The organism is Catenulispora yoronensis (assembly GCF_039531695.1).
Classification (GTDB): Bacteria; Actinomycetota; Actinomycetes; order Streptomycetales; family Catenulisporaceae; genus Catenulispora; species Catenulispora yoronensis.
In genome coordinates, this window is the sequence record NZ_BAAAQN010000008.1 from 216,766 (window position 1) to 232,306 (window position 15,541).

Sequence of the window (15,541 nt, forward strand, 5' to 3'; positions counted from 1 at the left end):
GTGATGCTCGGGCTCTGTGCTGTTTGAGACTCTGTAGCTGTTCGGGGCTCTGTGCTGCTCGGGCAGGCGTCAGGCCCGCCGTTGCAGCCCCGCGTACTCCTCGGCCGTGAGCCCGTACCCCCACGCGGCGGCGCCCAGCGCGCTGCCGACCGTGACCGGCACCAGCAGCCCGAAGGTGTGCCGTCCGCCGTCCAGGTCCGGCGAGCCGTTCGTGCAGACCAGCACGTGCGCGGGCGTGCCCCAGACCTTGCCCGGCACGGCGTGCAGGCCCAGCCACTGCCCCGGGTTGCCGGGGTCCGCGCACTCGTCGAGCAGTGTCAGCTCCGCCTCCTCGGCGAAGCGGGCCCAGCCCATCGCCTCGATCGCGCAGCGGCGCACCTCCACGTTGGCCTCGGCCGCGATGCGCGCGACGGTCGGTTCCAGGACCGCCCAGCGCGGGACCACGCGGCCGTGCCAGAAGTGGGCCGCGAGGCCGCCCGGGTAGGCCAGCGCCGGGCCGTCCTCGGCGTGCAGGCGGCCTTCGCGGTCCAGCGTGCGGACCGTCGGCCGTTCCGAGGCGACGGCCACGTCCTCGAACGGCCACCACCAGCCCGCCGAGCGGGCCACGGCGGCCACGCCGTCGACCGGGCGGAAGGCGGCGCGGTCGGCGTGCAGCCGGGACAGCGCGTCGAGCAGTGCCAGCTCCTCCAGATGCGCCCGCTGGCCGACCGCCCAGTCGAGGCACTCCTTGACCTGGAGGTACTGCGGCGTCCGGTAGCGCAGCCACTGGGCCAGGTCCTTCTCCGGCGCGCCGAAGGCTTCCATCGCCAGCCGGACGCCGCGCTTGCGATAGTCGAGACGGCCGTGGCTCCAGAACGCGTGCTGGCCCCACATGGACATCGACGCCTCGATCTGGGCCTGCATGTTCCGCCATTCCGACTGGAGCATGAAGGGGTCGCGGGGGGCGGGCGACTTGTTGCCGCTCCGGCTGGCGAAGGCCAGGCCCAGGGCCGCGGACCGGGTGGCGGTCTCGATCCGGGCCGCGGCGCCGGCCGGGAACCGGGTCGCGGCCTCGGCCTGGTCGAAGGCCCGGCTGGTGTAGACCTGGGACGCCGCCCGGCGGCCGCGTTGGCGGGCCTCCGACCAGACCCGGCCGGAGGTGCGGGTGCCCCGGTTGGCCAGGACCGCCGCCACCACCGCGCCCAGCGCCGGGTCCGGGACCCAGACGACGGTGTGCGGGGGTGTGAGGCCGGCGCTCTCGTAGGCGAGGGCGATGCCGAACTCGGCCTCCGCGCGGTCCGCGGGCCCGGTGGCGGACTCGAGATCGAGCCATTCGGAGCGGATGGCGGCCAGCGCCGCGGTCCGGTCGTCCAGCCGGGAAATCCTGGATCCCATGGTCGTCACCCCCTTTGAGCTCGATGGTGACAGGGGGTTGTGACGCTCGGCGAATGGTTTTCGCCGCCGCCCGGCGCATGTCAGGCCACGAAGAAGCGCGCTGCTGTAAGACCTCTGCGATGGCCGGTGCCCGGCAGAAGTCCGATGCCCGGTGCCCGATGTCGGGTGCCCGGTGCCTGGTGCCTGATGTCCGGTGCTCGGTGCCCGGTGCCCGGTGCCCGGTGCCCGGTGCTCGATATCGAGGCCGCGGTGTCGTGCGGTGTGGTGTGGTGTGGTGTGGTGCGGTGTGGTGCGGTGCTTATTCCGTGGTCGCGGCCTGGGAGATCAGCGTGCACGCCGTGTCGATGTCGGCCTTCACCTGGGAGATCGAGGCTCGGCCGGAGAGCCAGGTGATCAGCGTCGAGTGCCATGTGTGCGTCACCACCCGCACCGCCGCCAGCTCCGAGCGGGTCAGCGGACGCCCGGTGTGGACCGCGTCGGCGATGACGTCGGTGATGAGCCGGTTGACCGAGTCCACCTCCGCCGACACCGAGCGGTCGGCGAAGGTGAGCGCGCGCATCATCGCCTCGGCGAGGTGCGGTTCCCGTTGCAGCGCCTTGAAGGTGCGCATCAGGGTCTCGGCCACCCGCTCGCCCGGGTCGGGGCTGACCGGCGGCTTGCGGCGCAGCTGGTCGTGCAGCTGCTCCAGCTGGTCCTGCATGGTCGCCACCAGCAGGTGGATCTTCGACGGGAAGTAACGGTAGAGCGTGCCCAGGGCCACTTCGGACAGCTCGGCCACCTCGCGCATCTGCACCGCGTCGAAGCCGCCGCGGGCGGCCAGCTGCTGGGTGGCGCGGAGGATGCGTTGGCGGCGCGCTTCCTGGCGCTCGGTGAGCGCGGGCGGAGTGGGGGAGCCGGCGGTGGCCGACGCGTCAACCGTCATGGGCTTTCCTCAACCTCTGCGTGCGACCCTTGCAACGTGTCTGGACAACGTGTCTGAACTGTGTGAACTGTGTCACGCCCCAACTCTGCCACCTGCGGCGGGGCCGAAGTAGGAACTTGTTCTAGATTAGCGCCACGGATTATGCTCCGTTGACCCGCTCGTGACTGCCGTCGAAGCCGTGAAGGCGGGACACGGACTTGCGGAGCGAGGTGACGAGGAGCCATGGCCGACGAGGTGTCGCGTGGTGAAAACCTGCGCATAGCCCTGCTCGCGTACAAGGGGAACCCGTTCTGCGGGGGCCAGGGCGTCTACGTCCGGCACCTCTCGCGGGAGCTGGCCCGGCTCGGGCACACCGTCGAGGTGCTGGCCGGCCAGCCGTATCCGGTGCTGGACGCCGGGGTCGGCCTGACCGAGGTCTCCAGCCTGGACCTGTACCGGCAGCCCGATCCCTTCCGGACGCCGAAGCGGGACGAGTACCGGGACTGGGTCGACCTGCTGGAGGTCGGGACCATGTGGACGGCCGGGTTCCCGGAGCCGCTGACCTTCTCGCTGCGCGCGCTGAAGCACCTGAGCACCCGCCGCGGCGAGTTCGACGTCGTGCACGACAACCAGTGCCTGGGCTACGGCCTGCTCGGCCTGCCGCGCCTGGGCTTCCCGACGCTGGCCACCGTGCACCACCCGATCCAGGTGGACCGGGACCTGGAGCTCGCGGCCGCCACGACCCGGGGCCGGCAGGCCTCGCTGCGCCGCTGGTACGCGTTCACCAAGATGCAGACCCGGGTGGCCCGGCGGCTGCCGGAGATCATCACCGTCTCGTCGTCCTCGGCGGCCGAGATCGGCCAGTACCTCGGGGTGCCCCGGCGCCGGATCTCCACGATCCCGATCGGCGCCGACACCGACACCTTCGCCCCGGACCCGACGGTGCCGAAGGTCCCGGGGCGGATCGTCACCACCGCCAGTGCCGATGTACCGCTCAAGGGCCTGCTGCCGCTGGTGGAGGCCCTGGCCAAGGTCCGGGTGGAGGTCGCCGAGGCGCACCTGGTCGTGGTCGGCAAGGCCAAGCCGGACGGTCTGGTCGCCAAAGCGGTTGAGCGGCTGGGGCTGGGCGGCGCGGTGCGCTTCGTCCACGGCATCTCCGACGCCGAGCTGGTGGACCTGATCCGCTCGGCCGAGGCGGCCTGCGTGCCCTCGCTCTACGAGGGCTTCTCGCTGCCCGCGGTCGAGGCCATGGCCTGCGGCGCCGCCCTGGTCTCCACCACCGGCGGCGCGATCCCGGAGGTGGCCGGCCGGGACGGCGAGACCACGCTCGCGGTGCCGCCCGGGGACCCCTCGGCGCTGGCCGTGGCGCTGGTGCGGGTGCTCGGCGACGCCGACCTGCGGGCCCGGCTCGGGGCCGCGGCCCGGCAGCGGGTGCTGGAGCAGTTCACCTGGCGGGCCGCCGCGGTCGCCACCGCCGACCGCTACCGCGCGCTCATCGACGCCGCCCGCGACCCGATCGACTGGGACCGGCAGGCCGCCGACCGCCGGCCGGGCGGCCCGGGCTGGCCGGGCTCATCACGTCAACCACGAAGGGTAGGGGTCTGACGTGCTTACGGTCGACTTCGCCAAGTTCCCGATCGCCAAGGGCGAGAAGGTGCTGGACATGGGCTGCGGCTTCGGCCGCCACGCATTCGCGCTGCTGCGGCAGGGCGCCGACGTCGTCGCGCTGGACTACAGCCAGGACGAGGTCGCCGAGGTGACCAAGTGGTTCGCGGCGATGCAGCTGGCCGGCGAGGTGCCGGCCGGCGCCAACGGCATCGCGGTCCGGGGCACCGCCTACGGCCTGCCGTTCGCCGACGCCACCTTCGACGCGATCGTCGCCGCCGAGGTGCTGGAGCACCTGCCCGACGACCGGCTGGCGATGTCCGAGCTGGTGCGCGTGCTCAAGCCCGGCGGGCGCCTGGCGGTCACCGTGCCGCGCTGGTTCCCGGAGAAGGTGTGCTGGGCCCTGTCCGACGCCTACCACGAGGTCGAGGGCGGCCACATCCGGATCTACAAGCGCCGCGAGATGATCGAGAAGCTGCGCGCGGCCGGCGCGGTGCCGCACGAGCTGCACCACGCGCACGCGCTGCACGCGCCGTACTGGTGGCTCAAGTGCGCGGTCGGCGTCGACAACGAGAACGCGCCGGTGAAGGCGTACAAGAAGCTGCTGGAGTGGGACATCATCAAGGCCCCGGCGCTCACCCGCGCAAGCGAGGCCCTGTTGAACCCGGTCCTGGGCAAGAGCCTGGTCGTCTACGCCACGAAGCCCGCGGCATGACGTTCGGCGGCCCGGCCGCGCTACTGGCCTCCGAGGGGATCCTCGACGCCGACCAGATCCGCGGGACCGCCCGCGGGATAGCGGCGGTGCAGCGTCCGGACGGGGCGATCCCCTGGTTCCACGGCGGGCACCTGGACCCCTGGGACCACACCGAGGCGGCGATGGCGCTGGACGTGGCCGGGATGCCGGAGCGGGCGCTGGCCGCCTACCGCTGGCTGGCGGCGTCGCAGAACCCGGACGGATCCTGGTACGCGGCCTACGCCGACACGCCCGAAGGCGTGAGCGAACCGACGAACCGGCTGCGCGAGAGCAACTTCACCGCCTACATCGCCGTCGGCGTCTGGCACCACTGGCTGGCCACCGGCGACCAGGACTTCCTGGCCGAGATGTGGGAGCCGGTACGCCGCGCGACGGAGTTCGTGATCGCCCTGCAGGCCCCCGGCGGCGAGATCCTGTGGTCCCGCGACGAGCACGACCGGGCCGCCGCCGAGGCGCTGCTGACCGGCTGCTCCTCGATGTACCAGGCACTGCGCTGCGCGCTGGCGATCGCCGAGCGGATCGGCCGTCCCCGCCCGGACTGGGAAGCCGCCTGCGGACGCCTCGGCCACGCGCTGACCGAGCACCGCGAACTGTTCGCGGACAAGAACACGTTCTCAATGGACTGGTACTACCCGATCCTCGGCACGGCGCTCCGCGGCGCGGCGGCGGAGAAGCGCATCGCCGAGGGCTGGGAGCGCTTCGTGGTGCCGGGCCTCGGAGCACGCTGCCTGTCCACCAACCCCTGGGTGACCGGCGGCGAGACCTGCGAGCTGGTGCTGTCGCTGTGGGCGCTCGGCGACGTCGCACGGGCACGGACACTGCTGCGCGACATCCAGCACCTGCGCGACGAGTCCGACGGCATGTACTGGACCGGACGCGTCTACGAAGCCAACCTCCAGGGGCACCAGCCGGCGATCTGGCCCGAGGAGAAGACCGCGTGGACCGCGGCTTCGGTGCTGCTCGCACTCGCGGTGCTCGCCGAGGAGAAGGCCACTGTCGCGGTGTTCGGCGGCGAGGGGCTGCCTGAGGGGCTGCCGGTGTCGTGTGCGGGCGAGGAGTGCCTCGCGGCTTGAGGTGGGTGCTGCTGCGTGGTGTGTGCGTGGCGCTGGGTTTTGAAGGGCTGCCAATGTCGTGTGTGGGCGACGTGTGTCTTGCGGCTTGAGGCGGGCGCTGCTGCGCGGTGTGGATAGTTGCTTGGCGTGCTCGTGCCCCAGCTCGTGCTCCAGCCCCAGCCGCTGCGGGTCGGTGCGCAGCGGCTGGAGGCGGCTCAGCCGCAGGCGGTGTTCACCGCGGCGATGGCCTTGCTGGTCTCCGGGATGGTGTTCGACATGCCCTTGGTGTCCCCGGCCGCGTAGTAGTCCGCGAACTTCTTCCAGCTGTCGGACTCGCTCTGGATCGCGGTCTTCACCGCCGGGTCGGTCGCGATCTTCGCGTCGGCCGCGAGGTTGGAGGCCAGTTTGCGGTCCGCGGCGATCTGGAAGTCCTTGCCGCCGTTCGCCGCCGGGTTCGAGGCGTTGAAGGCGTCCAGGTCGCGCGACGCCTCGGCGCATCCCGCCTTGCCGCCGCTGGCGACCGGCGTGGTCGACGTGTCGAGCGACTCCGGCGACGTCGAGGTGTCCAGCGAGTCCGGGCTGGTCGGGGTGCTGCTGTCCGGGCTGCTCGGCGAGGTCGGGCGGCTCGGGGTGCTCGGCCCCGTCGGGCCGGTCGGCCCGGTCGAGGTGGAGGACACCGGCGGGCTGGTCTGCGGCTTGCCGGAGCCGCCCATGGAGGCCACGCCCACCGCCACCCCCACCCCGATCGCGGCCACCGCGGCGGCCGCCAGCCCGATCTTCAGGCCGTTGCGACGCGGCGGCGTCGGCGGTGTCAGCGGGCTCGGGGCCATCGGGAACGCGTGCGGCCGCGGCGTCGTGATCTGCGATGCCGGGTGCGCGGACTCCGTCAGCTCCCGCGTGTGCTGCGGGGCCGGGCGCTCGCCGCTGGCCAGCAGCACCAGCGCGGAGGCGACCGAGGGCCGCTGCACCGGCTCCTTGGCCAGCAGGCCGGCCAGCAGCGGGGCCAGCCGGCCGGCCCGGGTCGGGACCGGCGGCTGGTCGAACAGCACGGCGCTCATGGTGGCCGTCGGGGTGTCGCGGCGGAACGGCGAGATGCCCTCGACGGCCTGGTAGAGCGTCACCCCCAGGGAGAACAGGTCCCCGGCCGGACCGGAGTCCGTGCCGCGCGTGCGCTCCGGCGCCATGTACTCGGCCGAGCCGATGATGGCGCCGGTGACCGTCAGGGACGTGTCGGCGACGTGCTGGGCGATGCCGAAGTCGGTGAGCAGCACCCGGCCGTCGTCGGCCAGCAGGACGTTGGCCGGTTTCACGTCGCGGTGCACGATGCCGGCGGCGTGCGCGGCGGCCAGCGCGTGCAGCAGGGTGTCGGCCACCTTGGCGGTGTTCTCCACCGACAGCGGGCCGTGCTCGCGGACGTGCTCGGACAGCGAACTGCCGTTCACCAGCTGCATCACCATCCACGGCACGCCGTCCTCGACGACGACGTCGTGCACGGTCACGATCCCCGGCTGGTCCCGCAGCCGGACGGTGTTGCGGGCCTCGCGCTCGGCGCGGCTGAGGCGTTCGGCGTGCTGCGCCTCGGACAGCGTGAACGGCAGTGAGACCTCCTTGATCGCCACGTCGATGGCGAGCGTGAGGTCGTGGGCGCGCCACACTTTGCCCATACCGCCCGAGCCCAAACGGGCGACGAGACGGTAGCGGCCGCCGACCAGGCGGCCGGGCGCGGAGTGCTCAGGCATGATCCCCCCCGGGTCGACTGCGAATCCGACATCGGACAGACTACGGAAGCGCGGTAATGATCACATCAAGTGGATCCCCGAGCTTCGACGAAGGGAAGCGTTCATGTCATACCCGGATCCCCGCTATTTCGCCGATACCGGTCAGGTCAGCGCTACCTTCCGGCCCGCGGACGCTCCGCCGGAGATCACTTTCTCCTCCGGAGGCACGTGCAGCCTGCTGTCCACCGACCAGGACTCCGGGGGCCTGTACGGGCTCTACCGCTGGGACTTCGCGGCCACGGCGAGCGGGCCGGGGACGCATTTCCACAAGACCATGAGCGAGGCCTTCTTCATCCTCAAGGGTGCGGTGCGGCTGTTCAACGGCGAGAAGTGGGTGGAGGCGATGCCGGGGGACTACCTGTTCGTGCCGCCGGGCGGGCTGCACGCGTTCCGGAACGAGTCGGGGGAGGAGGCCTCGATGCTGCTGATGTTCGCCCCTGGCGCTCCGCGCGAGAACTACTTCCGGGGGATCGTCGAGGGGCTGCCGGCGAAGCTCGGCACGGCGTTCTTCTTGGAGCACGACCAGTACAACGTTGAGGACTGAGGTTCGGCTCGACGGTGCGAGGGTTCGACGGGTTCGACGGGTTCGACGGTTTGAAGGCGCGGAGGTTCGAAGGCGCCGAGGTGCGGGAGCGGGATTGGGAGCCGGAGCGAGTGCGGGGGCGGAGGCGAGTGCGGGGGCGCGAGCGGGTGCGAGTGTGCGGGCGTTCGAGCGTTCGGCTGCGCGGAACAGCCTCCCGCGGCCCCGTCGACCGCGGGAGGCTGTCTGTGCCCGAACCGTCAGTGGTTGGTCATCGTCGCCCAGATCGGCGTCGGACCCGGGTCGTAGATGACCACGTTGCCGTCGTCCTGGCAGATCAGCCAGTCGTTCGGGTGGCCGTTGGTGTTCGAGGCCCACAGCGGGTGCCCGTAGACGTCGTAGACCACGGCGTTGCCGTCGTTCTGGAACACGAACGAGTAGCCCCGGCCCTCGGTGTGCGAGGCCCAGCGCGGGTGGCCGTTCTCGTCGTAGTCGACGAGGTTGCCGTCGCTCTGGAAGCGGAAGTCGGCCCGCCCGTTGTTGCTGATGCACACCTGGGCGTAGCCGTCGCTCCTGGCGCTCTTGGCCGTCGCGACGGTGAACGTGCTTCCCGGCGAGACCTTGTCCGCCGAGGAGACGGTGAACGTCGTGCCCGGCGTGATCTTGGCGCCGGTCCTGGCGCCACCGGCCGACGCGGGGCCGGCGACGGCCAGCACGGCCAGCGCCGCGGCGGCGACCGAGACGCTCGCCTTGGTGATCCTCATGGAATCTCCCTTCAGGGGGTGAACAGTCCTCTCCGGTATCGGCGGGGGACCGGGCACCCTGCACCTGTTGTGTGTTTCCAGACCGGATCAGGAAACGGGAAACACCCCGTGACCTGCGGCGCGCGTTTTCCGCGCGGCGGGCGTCGGGCTGCCGAAAGGGCTCCGCGATGAAAAGATCGGCGGGCGTGTCGATCCGCGGCACCTCCCGTTCGACCTAGGGATGAGCGGGCCCGAACGGGGCCCGGTCCCACCGAAGGAGACTGCTATGAAGTACCTGTTGATCTTCCGCGCCACCGACGAGGCCTTCGCCTCGATGATGGGCGCCGACTTCAACGAGATGCTCGCGAAGATGGGCCGCTACAACGAGGAGATGATCCGAGCCGGCGTGCTGCTGGCCACCGAGGGCCTCGCCGACGCCAGCGAGGGCGCGGTCGTCGACTTCGGCGCGGAGCCGCCGCTGGTCACCGACGGTCCCTATGGTGAGACCAAGGAGCTGTTCGGCGGGTTCGTGCTGGTCAACGTCGCCTCGAAGGAGGAGGCGGTGGAGTGGGCCAAGCGCCAGCCGCTGACCGGCGCCGGGTTCAAGACCGAGATCCGGCGGGTGACGTCGATCGACGAGTTCCCGCAGGACAATGAGTGGATCAAGAAGGAGCGGGCGTGGCGCGAGGAGACCGGGCAGCTCTGAGCGGGGAGAGCCGGGCGGGGTCGGGGTCGGGGTCGGGCTCGGATCCGGGTCCGGGGCCGGAATGGGGTCCGGCGTCGGACTCGGGCTCGGAGCCGGGGCTGGGGTCGGAGTCGGAGTCGGAGTCGAGCGGTGCTGGGCCGGAGTCCGGTGCCGCTCGGGCGGAGAGCGCTGGGCCGGAGAGCGCTGGGCCGGATGGTGCCGGACCGGAGAGCGCCGGGCCGGATGATGCCCGGCCGGAGAGCGCCGGACCGGGAGGGCATGGGCCGGGCGGCACGGGGCGCGCGGCCGTGGCCGCCGTCTGGCGCATCGAGTCCGCCCGCATCGTCGGCGCGCTGGCCCGCTACACCGGCGACTTCGCCCTGGCCGAGGACCTGGCCCAGGAGGCGCTCGCCGAGGCGCTGGTCACCTGGCCGCGCGACGGCGTCCCCCGGCATCCGGCCGGCTGGCTGCTCACCGTGGGCCGGCGCCGCGCGATCGACCACTTCCGCCGCCACGAGGTCCAGGACCGCAAGTACGCGGTCCTGGCCCACGGCCTCGGCGAGGGCGGCGCCGTGACCGGCGGCGGCCCGCCGCTCCCGCCCCCGGACGACCAGGACGTGCTCTGGGACCCCGACCAGATCGACGACGACCTGCTGGCCCTGATGTTCGTCGCCTGCCACCCGGTGCTCTCCCGCGAGGCCCGCGTCGCCCTGACCCTGCGCGTCGTCGGCGGCCTGACCAGCGACGAGATCGCCCGCGCGCTCCTGGTTCCGACCGCCACCGCCCAGGCCCGCATCACCCGCGCCAAGAAGACCCTGGCCGCGGCCGGCGTGCCGTTCGAGGTGCCGCCGCCGGAGCAGCGCGGAGCCCGGCTCGGCACCGTCCTCACGGTCGTGTACGTGATATTCACCGAGGGCTCCTCGGCCAGCTCCGGCCCCGACCTGATCCGCTTCGACCTGGCCGGCGAGGCCCAGCGCCTGGCCCGCATCCTGGCCCGGCTGATGCCCGAGGAGCCGGAGACCCACGGCCTGCTGGCCCTGCTGGAGCTGACCGGCGCCCGGTTCCCGGCCCGGACCGGCCCCGATGGCGAACCGGTGCTGCTGGAGCACCAGGACCGGAGCCGCTGGGACCGCACCGCGATCCGCCGCGGCCGGGCCGCGGCAGTTCGGGCTCAGCGGACCGGCCGCGGCGTCGGGGCGTACGGGCTGCAAGCGCTGATCGCGGAGCAGCACGCTGTCGCGGAGTCGGTGGCGGCGACGGACTGGCCGCGGATCGTACTGTTGTACGAGGCGCTCGCCCGACTGGCCCCGTCACCGGTCGTGGAGCTGAACCGGGCTGTGGCGGTGTCCATGGCTGAGGGGCCGCGGGCTGGTTTGGAGCTTGTGGACGCTTTGGGCGACGCGGGTCAGCTGGCCGGATCGCACTTGCTGCCCAGTGTTCGGGGTGAGCTGTTGATCCGTTTGGGGCGCGACGAGGATGCGCGTGCCGAGTTGGAGCGCGCGATCAAGCTTTGCGGGAACGAGAGGGAGCGGGAGGTGCTGCGGGGGAAGCTGGCGAGGTTGGAGGAGGGGCTGGAGGAGAGGCTGGGGGAGGGTGAGTGACTCCGTCCGCGTGGATAGCGGCTGGTGGTTAGTAGCTATTCGACGCGCCGCAGCACCCTGAGCGATCCGGTCACGGACTCCTCGACGAAGTCCCCCGACTCCAGCGCCCGCAGGTAGACCCGGTACGGCGCCTGCCCGCCGTCCGCGGGGTTCGGGAACACGTCGTGGATCACCAGCAGGCCGCCGGGGGCGACGTGGTGGGCCCAGCCCTCGTAGTCGCCCTGGGCGTGCTCGTCGGTGTGGCCGCCGTCGATGAAGACCAGGCCGACTGGAGTGTTCCAGCGCTGTGCGACGACGGGGGAGCGGCCCACGATCGCGATGACGCGGTCCTCGACGCCGGCGGCGTGGAGGGTGCGGCGCATGGTCGGCAGCGTGTCCATCAGTCCGACGTGCGGGTCCACCAGGGTCGGGTCGTGGTACTCCCAGCCGGGTTGTTGTTCTTCGGAGCCGCGGTGGTGGTCGATGGTGATGACTACGCGGTCGGCGGGGTCTGTGGCTGTCGCTGTGGCTGTCGCTGTGGCTGTGGCTGTGGTGGATGCGGCGGCAGCAGCAGCAGCCGCAGCCGCAGCGAGGTAGATGGTCGACTTGCCGCAGTACGTGCCGATCTCCAGCAGGTCGCCGATCTTCGCGGCGCGCTCGGCCGCCTCGTAGAGGGCGAGGCCTTCGTCGGCGGGCATGAAGCCCGGGGCGGCTTCGGCGGCGGCGCGCAGCGAGTGGTCCATGGCGTCACTCTATCTTCCGGATAACTGAAACGTGTTCTACTATCCGGCTCGTGGCTTCAGTGACCGCCGGTATCGGCTCCATAGGGATCACCAGTGAGCACCGCGACCTTGCGGAGTCGGTGAGGGGGTGGCTGGCGCGCGCTGCGCCGCCGGCGGTGATGCGCGCTGCGCTGGATGCGGAGGTGGAGGAGCGGCCCGGGTTCTGGGGGGAGATGGCCAAGCAGGGGTTGTTGGCCAACCATCTGCCGGAGGAGTTCGGCGGTGCCGGTGCGGGGTTGATGACGCTGGCTGTGGCGTTGGAGGAGGTTGGGCGGGCTGGGATGCCGGGGCCGTTTTTGCCGACTGTTGTTGCGGGTGTCTTTCTGGCGGAGGTGGAGGCGGGGGCGGGGGCGGGGGTTGATGCAGGGGCGGGGACTGAGGCGGGGCCTGAGACGGGGTCTGAGGCGGCCGGGGTGGTTGGGCAGAGTCTCGGAGATGTGATCACCGCGCTTGGCGATGGGAGCGCTACAGCGGCTGTCGCGATGAGCGCGGCGTCGGTGGTCGCTGAGCCGGTCGACGGCGGATATCGGGTCAGCGGGTCGGTAGAACCGGTTATCGGTGCGGGGCTTGCTGATTGGTTGGTGCTGACGGCTCGTCGGTCGGATGGGTCTGAGATTCAGGTCGTCGTTGCTGCGGCCGAGGCTGAAATCAGTCCCCTGGTGTCCTTGGACCGGACGCGTCGTGTGGCGAGGGTGTCCGTGGATGGTGTGGTTGTGAGGAGGGAGCGGGTGGTTGTTGGTGCGGGGGGCGCGCTGGATCGGACTGCTGCTCTGTTGGCGGCTGCGGAGGCGGTTGGGATTGCCGACTGGTGCACGCGGACGGCTGCTGAGTACGCGAAGGTTCGGGTGCAGTTCGGGAGGCCGATCGGCCAGTTCCAGGGTGTGAAGCACCGGTGTGCGCGGATGGTTGCTCGGATGGAGCAGGCGCGGAGTGCGGTGTGGGATGCGGTGTTCGTGGGTGGGGGGACGCGTGTCAGTGATGAGGATGCTGAGTTGCCCGTCGCGGTTGCGGCGGCGCTCGCGTTGGACGCTGCGGTGGAGTGCGCGAAGGACTGCGTGCAGGTGCTGGGTGGGATCGGGTTCACGTGGGAGCACGATGCGCATGTCTACCTTCGCAGGGCTTTGACGTTGCGCCAGGTGTTCGGGCCGACGAGTCGGTGGCGCGGGCGGGTTGCTGAGCTTGCGGCTGGTGGTCGGCGTAGGGAGCTCAGGGTGGATCTGCCGGAGCGGGCCGAGGAGTATCGGGAGGCGGCGCGGGCGGCGTTCGCGGGAGTCAGTGGGCTGACGCCGGCTGAGCAGCGTCGGGAGTTGGCGGGGATTGGGTATGCGGCGCCGTATTTGCCTGAGCCATATGGCCGGGCGGCCGGTCCGGCGGAGCAGATCGTCATCGCGCAGGAGATGGCTGCTGCGAAGGTGAGGCTGCCGGACATCGTGATTGGGAACTGGGCGGTTCCGACGCTGGTGAAGTACGGGACTGAGGAGCAGTGCGAGCGGTTCGTGCTGCCGACGTTGCGGGGCGAGATTGTTTGGTGCCAGTTGTTCAGTGAGCCGGGGGCGGGGTCGGATTTGGCGGCGCTGACTACGCGGGCGACGCGGGTTGAGGGTGACGGTGAGGGCGGGGGCGGGAGCGGTTGGCGGCTCGATGGGCAGAAGGTGTGGACGTCGGTGGCGAACTTCGCGCAGTGGGCGATCTGTATCGCGCGGACGGACGTTGAGAAGCCGAAGCACGAGGGGATCACGTACTTCCTCGTCGACATGAAGTCCGAGGGCGTGGACGTGCGGCCGTTGCGGGAGATCACGGGTGCGTCGATGTTCAACGAGGTGTTTTTGGATGGGGTGTTCGTGCCGGATGAGCTGGTGGTTGGGGAGGTGAATGGGGGGTGGCCGTTGGCGCGGAACACGTTGGGGAACGAGCGGGTGTCGTTGGCTTCGGGGCCGGTGTTGGGTGGGTCGTTGGAGGGGTTGTTGGGTGCGGTTGCGGCGGCGCGGTCGGGGGCGGGGGCGGGGGTTGATGCCACAACGGGGCAGCGGCTCGGGGAGTTGGTTTGTCAGGGGCAGTCGGCGGCGTTGCTGGGGATGCGTACGACGTTGCGGCAGCTGTCGGGGATGGAGCAGGGGCCTGAGGCCAGTATTCGGAAGCTGATTTCGATGCAGCTTGCGCAGGATGTCGCGGAGCTTGGGTTGGAGTTGCTCGGGGCTGGTGGGGCGACTGAGGAGGCCGGGGCTGCGGCTGGGTGGACGCAGGCGTTTCTGTCGAGCAGGTGTTTGACGATTGCTGGTGGGACGACGGAGGTGCAGCTCAACGTGATCGGGGAGCGGATTCTTGGGCTGCCGCGGGACTGAGGCATGGGGCTGAGGCTGGAGTCTCAGTTCGTTTTTGGATCGCCTGAAGGAGGGATGCAGCTGTGAGCAGCAAGGTCTATGTGGTCGGCGTCGGGATGACGAAGTTCGAGAAGCCCGAGACGAGGGAGTGGCGCTACTTCGACATGGCTCGTGAGGCGGGGACGGCTGCTCTGGGTGATGCCGGTGTGCGGTACGAGCAGGTCGAGCAGGTTGCTGCCGGGTACGTCTTCGGGCCTTCGACGTGTGGGCAGCGGGCGGCGTATGAGCTGGGGTTGACGGGGGTGCCGGTCTACAACGTCAACAACAACTGTGCGACGGGGTCGACCGCGTTGATGATGGCCGTGCAGTGGGTGGCTGGAGGGCTCAACGATTGTGTGTTGGCGTTGGGGTTCGAGCAGATGAAGAGGGGGGCGCTCGGGGGTGGGATGAACAACGATGACTTCAACGCTTCGCCCCTGGCTCGGCACTACACGCTGATGGCTGAGCTGCACGGGTTCGAGCCGACGCCCCCGACCGCGCAGATCTTCGGCGACGCGGCGCGGGAGCATATGGAGCGGTATGGGACGACTGCGGAGCAGTTGGCGATGGTGGCGGCGAAGAACCATCGGCACTCGGTGCACAACCCGAACGCGCAGTTCCAGGATGAGTACTCGGTACAAGAGATCCTGGAGGCTAAGGAGATCCATCGGCCGTTGACGAAGCTTCAGTGTTCACCGACGTCGGATGGGGCGGCCGCGGCGGTGGTGGTCAGCGAGCGGTTCGTTGAGGAGTGGGGGTTGGGGGAGCAGGCGGTGGAGGTCGTCGCGCAGGCTATGGCTACTGATACGGCGGAGGCGTTCGAGACGCGTTCGTGTATTGATGTGGTCGGGCGGCCGATGACTCGCGATGCTGCGCGGCGGGTGTATGAGGTGTCGGGGTTGGGGCCGGAGGATGTGGATGTGATTGAGCTGCATGATTGCTTTTCGATCAATGAGTTGATTACGTATGAGGCGTTGGGGTTGTGCGGAGAAGGGGAGGGCGGGAAGTTGGTGGCTGATGGGGGTACTACGTATGGGGGTCGGTGGGTGGTGAATCCTTCGGGTGGGTTGATTTCGAAGGGACATCCGCTGGGGGCGACGGGGTTGGCACAGTGCGCGGAGATTTCGTGGCAGCTGCGGGGGACGGCGGGGGGTCGGCAGGTTGAGGGGGCTCGGGTGGGGATGGCGCATAACGTGGGGTTGGGTGGGGCGGCGGTGGTGACGGTTTTTCGGAGGGGGTGAGGCAACCCCGAAAGTCAAAGACATCCCTGGAGTTAGGGGTGTCAAGTGGTGATGGGTTCGTGCTGGTTTGTCCAGGCGGTGGCTTCGTCGTAGAGGGTGCCGGTTTTCAGGCAGCCGTGCAGGATCCCGACGAGGCGGTTGGCGACCTGGCGGAGTGCGGCGTTGT

The 15,541-nt window shown here is 70.6% G+C and carries 13 protein-coding genes; 8 read left to right on the plus strand and 5 right to left on the minus strand.

From position 1 onward, the window contains the following. Nucleotides 1-69: 69 nt before the first annotated feature. Together ABD481_RS09935 and ABD481_RS09940 are read right to left on the minus strand one after the other, a co-directional pair. Nucleotides 70-1,374, minus strand: a complete 1,305-nt coding sequence (locus ABD481_RS09935) for a DUF6745 domain-containing protein (protein ID WP_344665270.1) — start codon at nucleotides 1,372-1,374, stop codon at nucleotides 70-72. A gap of 298 nt (nucleotides 1,375-1,672) precedes the next feature. Then, on the minus strand, nucleotides 1,673-2,296 hold the full coding sequence (locus ABD481_RS09940) for a TetR family transcriptional regulator (protein ID WP_344665271.1): 624 nt from the start codon (nucleotides 2,294-2,296) through the stop codon (nucleotides 1,673-1,675). 222 nt (nucleotides 2,297-2,518) lie between these two features. On the opposite strand from ABD481_RS09940, the gene ABD481_RS09945 reads away from it, so the two are divergent. Genes ABD481_RS09945 through ABD481_RS09955 form a run of 3 tightly spaced genes read left to right on the plus strand, consistent with a single transcriptional unit; the run spans nucleotide 2,519 to nucleotide 5,707 of the window. After that, the gene (locus ABD481_RS09945; protein WP_344665272.1) at nucleotides 2,519-3,880 is read left to right on the plus strand and encodes a glycosyltransferase family 4 protein; all 1,362 of its coding nucleotides are present in this window, start codon (nucleotides 2,519-2,521) and stop codon (nucleotides 3,878-3,880) included. A gap of 1 nt (nucleotide 3,881) precedes the next feature. Then, nucleotides 3,882-4,595 (plus strand): class I SAM-dependent methyltransferase, encoded by a 714-nt coding sequence (locus ABD481_RS09950; protein ID WP_344665273.1) that lies wholly within the window; start codon nucleotides 3,882-3,884, stop codon nucleotides 4,593-4,595. Continuing rightward, nucleotides 4,592-5,707, plus strand: a complete 1,116-nt coding sequence (locus tag ABD481_RS09955) for a prenyltransferase (RefSeq protein ID WP_344665274.1) — start codon at nucleotides 4,592-4,594, stop codon at nucleotides 5,705-5,707. The genes ABD481_RS09950 and ABD481_RS09955 overlap by 4 nt, the downstream gene beginning before the upstream one ends. A gap of 194 nt (nucleotides 5,708-5,901) precedes the next feature. Here the strand turns inward: ABD481_RS09955 and ABD481_RS09960 are convergent, their stop codons facing one another. Continuing rightward, complete coding sequence (locus ABD481_RS09960) at nucleotides 5,902-7,425, minus strand: protein kinase domain-containing protein (protein WP_344665275.1); 1,524 nt, start codon at nucleotides 7,423-7,425, stop codon at nucleotides 5,902-5,904. A 103-nt stretch (nucleotides 7,426-7,528) separates the two neighbouring features. Between ABD481_RS09960 and ABD481_RS09965 the strand changes: the two genes are divergently transcribed. Continuing rightward, nucleotides 7,529-8,008, plus strand: coding sequence for a cupin domain-containing protein (locus tag ABD481_RS09965; RefSeq protein ID WP_344665276.1), 480 nt, complete (start codon nucleotides 7,529-7,531; stop codon nucleotides 8,006-8,008). Between the two features lie 236 nt (nucleotides 8,009-8,244). On the opposite strand, the gene ABD481_RS09970 is transcribed toward ABD481_RS09965, so the two are convergent. Next, nucleotides 8,245-8,748, minus strand: a complete 504-nt coding sequence (locus tag ABD481_RS09970; RefSeq protein WP_344665277.1) for a hypothetical protein — start codon at nucleotides 8,746-8,748, stop codon at nucleotides 8,245-8,247. Between the two features lie 265 nt (nucleotides 8,749-9,013). Between ABD481_RS09970 and ABD481_RS09975 the strand changes: the two genes are divergently transcribed. Together ABD481_RS09975 and ABD481_RS09980 are read left to right on the plus strand one after the other, a co-directional pair. Continuing rightward, nucleotides 9,014-9,433 (plus strand): YciI family protein, encoded by a 420-nt coding sequence (locus ABD481_RS09975; protein WP_344665278.1) that lies wholly within the window; start codon nucleotides 9,014-9,016, stop codon nucleotides 9,431-9,433. Nucleotides 9,434-9,720: 287 nt separating this feature from the next. Then, nucleotides 9,721-11,013, plus strand: coding sequence for an RNA polymerase sigma factor (locus ABD481_RS09980; protein WP_344665279.1), 1,293 nt, complete (start codon nucleotides 9,721-9,723; stop codon nucleotides 11,011-11,013). 35 nt (nucleotides 11,014-11,048) lie between these two features. Here the strand turns inward: ABD481_RS09980 and ABD481_RS09985 are convergent, their stop codons facing one another. Then, nucleotides 11,049-11,735 carry a class I SAM-dependent methyltransferase gene (locus tag ABD481_RS09985; protein ID WP_344665280.1) on the minus strand — a complete coding sequence of 229 codons (687 nt, stop codon included), beginning with the start codon at nucleotides 11,733-11,735 and terminating at the stop codon, nucleotides 11,049-11,051. Between the two features lie 50 nt (nucleotides 11,736-11,785). Here ABD481_RS09985 and ABD481_RS09990 point away from each other — a divergent pair, with 50 nt between their 5' ends. Both ABD481_RS09990 and ABD481_RS09995 read left to right on the plus strand, forming a co-directional pair. Then, the gene (locus ABD481_RS09990; protein WP_344665281.1) at nucleotides 11,786-14,116 is read left to right on the plus strand and encodes an acyl-CoA dehydrogenase family protein; all 2,331 of its coding nucleotides are present in this window, start codon (nucleotides 11,786-11,788) and stop codon (nucleotides 14,114-14,116) included. A 62-nt stretch (nucleotides 14,117-14,178) separates the two neighbouring features. Beyond that, nucleotides 14,179-15,375 (plus strand): lipid-transfer protein, encoded by a 1,197-nt coding sequence (locus ABD481_RS09995; protein ID WP_344665282.1) that lies wholly within the window; start codon nucleotides 14,179-14,181, stop codon nucleotides 15,373-15,375. Nucleotides 15,376-15,541: the final 166 nt, after the last annotated feature.